The sequence below is a fragment of the Flavobacterium sp. genome (assembly GCF_027490375.1).
GTDB lineage: Bacteria > Bacteroidota > Bacteroidia > Flavobacteriales > Flavobacteriaceae > Flavobacterium.
Window position 1 is genome coordinate 1 of the sequence record NZ_JAIXYH010000074.1, and the last position, 5,123, is coordinate 5,123.

General features: G+C 42.2%; 1 protein-coding gene. It reads left to right on the top strand.

Annotated features, from left to right (window positions below):
• Positions 1 to 482 precede the first annotated feature (482 nt).
• A complete protein-coding gene (locus Q0064_RS11130; RefSeq protein ID WP_298148308.1) occupies positions 483 to 4,949 on the top strand; it encodes a choice-of-anchor I family protein in 4,467 nt (1,488 codons plus the stop codon).
• The last annotated feature ends 174 nt before the right edge of the window (positions 4,950 to 5,123 follow it).

Here is a 5,123-nt window from a genome sequence, read left to right on the forward strand (position 1 = left end):
CAAAATCGGTGGTGCAGTTGAAGGTAACGATTTCCGCAGCCCGGATAGAGGCGGCATCCTTTTAATGGAGCAACGCGGAATAAAAAGATACAGCCGAAAGCCGGAAATGCTGCCCAAATAAAAAGTACCAGAAAGCGCACTTGAACACGATTAGGTATTAGAAAGTAAAGCGATACGTTAAGTGACTTATTCATCGATTTCGATAGCTCAAGAAATAACCACCATAAAATCGATTTCTTATTAGTACTCCAGCGCAGTCTTGACTGAGTAGTTGTTTAATTTTCTTTTCACCGAAATACTGGTTCACGGCAATAGTACTGCTAGTGCATGTAACCGGACTTGGTGTTAGTTTTTTGTAAAGCACACAACATTAGTTTTACATTTTCAAAACTTTAAACAGCGTATTATTTAAAGTAAAAATCATTTCGAAATGTATTTCTCTTAACACGATAGCGGCAAGTTTGCAACTTAAAATTGCAACTATGAGAAATTTTCTACAATTCCTTTTTTCTATGGTTTGTTTTGCGCTATTTATCCCAAGCACAAACGCACAAACCTTAATCAGTTATTGGGATTTTAACAGTAATAGCTCTGCGGAGGCAGTACTGACGCCTTCGTTAGCGATGTTGCCGAACACCAATATTTCTGTAAATCCGGGAACACAAAGTGTTTTAGATTTTACAGGTGGAACAGGACAGAATTTCGACATCGAAAATTTAAACGCACGAAATGGCAGTTCTGCCGGAGCGCACCTGCGATTTAACAACCCGATCGGTGGAAGCTTGATTTTTAGCTTGCCTACAAACGGATTTCAAAATCTAATTGTAAAATTCGCCACGCGTCGTTCGGGTCAAGGAGCAGGTACACAAACCTGGTCGTATTCAACTGATGGAAATTCCTACACATTTCTTCAGACAGTGCAACCCAATAATGGCGATCCGACATTAATTTCTCTCGATTTAGCAGCTATTTCACAAGCGAACAACAACCCAAATTTCAAACTCCGTGTCGAATTTGAATCAGGAACGGGCGGAACAACGGGAAACAACCGATTTGATAATTTCACCTTAGAAGGTATCGCTATACCGGCTGCACAGCTCGTTCATTATTGGAATTTCAATAATAGTGCAACAGTAGAAACCGTAACCATAGTTAGTGCATCGCTAGTAGCTGGTGCTAATCTTGCCGCAATTCCAGGCAGTATTAGTGCGATAAATTTAGGTGGAACAGGCCAAGATTTCGATCTAGAAAATTTAAATGCACGCAACGGCGACGCTGCAGGAACGCATTTGCGATTTAACGACCCTATTGGCGGTGTGTTGGAATTTAGTGTGCCAACAACTGGTTTTAACGATCTCATTGTGAAATTCGCAACTCGTCGATCAACGCAAGGTGCTGGAAACCAAGTCTGGTCGTACACTACCAATGGAACTGATTTCATAACCTTGACAACCATTCAGCCTGTTGCTGCGGCACCAACGCTTCAAACGCTCGATTTTACAGAGATTTCGGAGGCAGACAATAATCCAAATTTTAAACTTAGAGTGGCTTTTGAGCAAGGAGCCGGCGGAACTTCTGGAAACAATCGTTTCGATAATTTTACTGTAGAAGGAACGCCGATTTCTGGAACCGATCAAGTTGCACCTGTTGTTACGTTTACTCCTTCCAACAACGCAGTTAACGTTGCAGCCGAATCTCAAATTGTCCTGCAATTCAATGAAAACATTCGATTGGTAAACGATAATCCTATTACGGCCGAAAATGTTGCACAAATCGTTACTCTCAAATTAAATAACGCTAACGGCAATTTAGTTTCATTTACAGCTGCGGTAACAGAAAATACTATTACAATTACACCTTCCGCTCCATTAAATTTCGGACAAACCTACTTTGTCGAATTACAGCCAAATGCTGTAGAAGATTTTGCCAACAATGCAATAACCGCTTCACAATCGGTTACATTCACGACGATTTCTCAACAAACACAATTCAATGCGGGCGATTTAGCTTTCGTAGGCTATCGTATGAACGCAACCGCAACCGAAGATGAAGTGGCACTTGTTACGTTTGTAGATATTCTTCCTGGTACACTTATCCAACTAACCGATTCAAAGTTTACAACCAATCCACAACCACTGTGTTCAGGCGCAATTACATGGACAGCTTCGTCAACGGCATGTATTCCGGCGGGATCGGTGATAACAATCCAAACTTCGGCACTTACGTCGAATTTAGGCACCGTTACCGGAAACGGATTTGGATTGAGTTCAAACGGGGATCAGGTTATTGTTTACACGGGAACCGCAGAAAATCCAAATTTTATTACCGCTTTGAGTTCTAATACTTGGGTTGCCGGAAATACCTCATGTTCTGGTAGCTTTTCATTACTTCCAACCGGATTAGTGCTTGGGCAAACCGCTATTTCAGGAGTGTCATTTGCAGGTGCAACACTCGATAACAGTGTAAACGCCTTTTACAACGGACCTCAAACAGGTTCTTATGCCGAGATTAAAGCAGCCATTTATACAACCTCTAATTGGGTAGCTACAGCCGCGGGAACCGCTGCACAAGTTTGGCCAACATTTGTATTTCCAGGTGCATTGCAAGTGCAATCGGCAGTTGTTTTAAATGCAACAACAATTCAGGTCACGTTCAACGGCGATATCAATACATTATCGGCACAAAATGTGCAAAACTACACGGGAATTGCAGGACTTCAACAAGCAAGCGCAGCAGCGAACGTAGTAACATTGCAATTCAATCAAGCGTTTGTGTCGGGAACTTCTTACAGTTTGATTATTTCAAATATTGCCGATCAACAAAACAACCTGTTAGCTTGTCCATACACGTTCAACTTTACTTTCAATACAACCATTGCTTTCGACAAAGCGTTTGTAAAAGTTAACGAGGACGCAGGAACGCTAACAATCGATTTCGATTTAACCGGACCAGCATCTGCGAGTATTGAACTTGCCGTAAAACCAGCTGCGTTTAATACCACTGATGCGGGTGATTTTTCATTCACTTCGCAAATTATAAACATTTCGCCAACTTCTACTTTAACGCAATCGGTTACCATTCCGATTACTAACGATTCGCTCGAAGAACAACACGCCGAGTATTTTGTGCTTGAACTTTTAAATCCGCAAAATGTATCGATTGTTGGGAATCAGACTATTACCGTTTACATCATCGATAACGATTCGCAAGCACCACAAGCAACCAATCAAATAGAATTAAACTATGTGGGTAGCTTCGATCCGTCGGGTTCCAACTCAAGTACTTGTGAGATTGTTGTGCACGATGAAGCTAGTCAGCGTTTGTTTACCACCAGCGCCGTTGCGGGGAAATTAGATATAATCGACTTTAGTAATCCGGCAAATCTAACACTAGTTTCAAGCATCGATATGAATGTTTACGGCGGACTCACATCGGTAGCTGTTAAAAACGGAATCGTAGCCGCCGCTTCTCCAGCACCTGTCGAGCAAGACAATGGTTCAGTTGTATTTTTCGACACCAACGGAACTTTCATCAGTCAAGTTAGCGTTGGCGCTCTTCCAGACATGATAACATTTACACCAGACGGCACAAAAGTTCTTACAGCAAATGAAGGACAACCCAACGATGCATATACGATTGATCCTGAAGGTTCGGTAAGCATTATCGATATCAGCAATGGCGTGCAAAACCTACAACAGGCAAACGTTCAAACTTTGCTTTTCACGTCGTTTAACGCGCAAGAAAGTGAGCTGGTTTCCGCAGGCGTTCGCAAACTAAAATCGAGCAGTACGCTTTCACAAGATTTCGAACCGGAATACATCGCCATAAGCGCCGATTCTCAGAAAGCTTGGGTAACCTTACAAGAAAACAATGCAATTGCCGAAATTAACTTGGCAACGGCAACAATTAATAGTGTCTGGCCTTTGGGAGTAAAAGATATGAGTATCCCAGGAAATGGTTTCGATGCGAGCGATAACAACAATGAAGTTTTGATTGCTAACTGGCCAGTGGAATCGTATTACATTCCAGACGCCATTGCCAACTATACCGTAAACGGAATTTCGTATTTGGTAACTGCAAACGAAGGCGATGAAAAAGAGTATGCCGGTTTAAACGAACGAACAACGGTGGGTGCGAATTCGTTCGTTTTAGATGCAACAAACTTTCCGAATAGCGCTGTTCTGAAACAATCATTTAACTTAGGTCGTTTTCGTGTTACGAATTTGAATGGTAATGAGGACGCGGATGCTGAATTTGAGAAGATTCGCTCAGTGGGAACACGCTCATTTTCGATTTTCGATGCAAATGCAAAACAGCTGGTGTATGATAGTGGAGACGATTTCGAGCGTTACACTTTAGCAACCATTCCGCAGATTTTTAACGCCGATCACGAATCCAATACACCTAAAGTGCGCAGCCGTTCAAAAGGTCCGGAAGCCGAAGGAGTTGCTTTAGCGCAAATTGCCGATCAAACTTTTGCTTTCATCAGTTTAGAGCGCGTTGGTGGGGTTATGGTTTACAATGTTACCGATCCACTAAATCCAATTTTTGTAGATTACAAGAATAGCCGCAGTACAAGTGCTTATGCTGGCGATCACGGTGCAGAAGGAATAACGTATATCACCAAAGAGCAGTCGCCAGACGAATTCGGATACATCTTGGTGGCTAACGAAATTAGCGGAACTATTACTATTTATGCGATCGACGAAAACGAACTGTCGATTTCAAATCCAGTACAAAATCGCGATGTTTTTGCAGTGTTTCCCAATCCAACTTCGGGCGGCATTGTTTATTTGAACAAAGTTTCAGATATCCGTGTTTTTGACCTACAAGGCAAGCTGTTAAAAGAGCAAGCGCAAACGTTAACACTTGATGTATCAGGCCTTTCTGCGGGAATTTACATCGTTCAAAACGAAACTGGAATTACGCGAAAGTTAGTTGTAAAGTAATCATACAGTCGAAAAATGAAGATAATGGTTGCCCGAATAAGGCAGCCATTTTTTATTTGGGCGCGCCGGCAAACGAGTCGTCGCTGCGCAAAAGAAGTTCACGCCGTCACGTGTTCCGCTTTATCTTTTTTGCCAAATCAATAATGGAAGTACCGAACCGCAAAAAAGGATACC

Excerpts from the sequence above, each read along its gene's own strand:
- Q0064_RS11130 (WP_298148308.1), top strand. The coding sequence starts at position 483 with ATGAGAAATTTTCTACAATTCCTTTTTTCTATGGTTTGTTTTGCGCTA.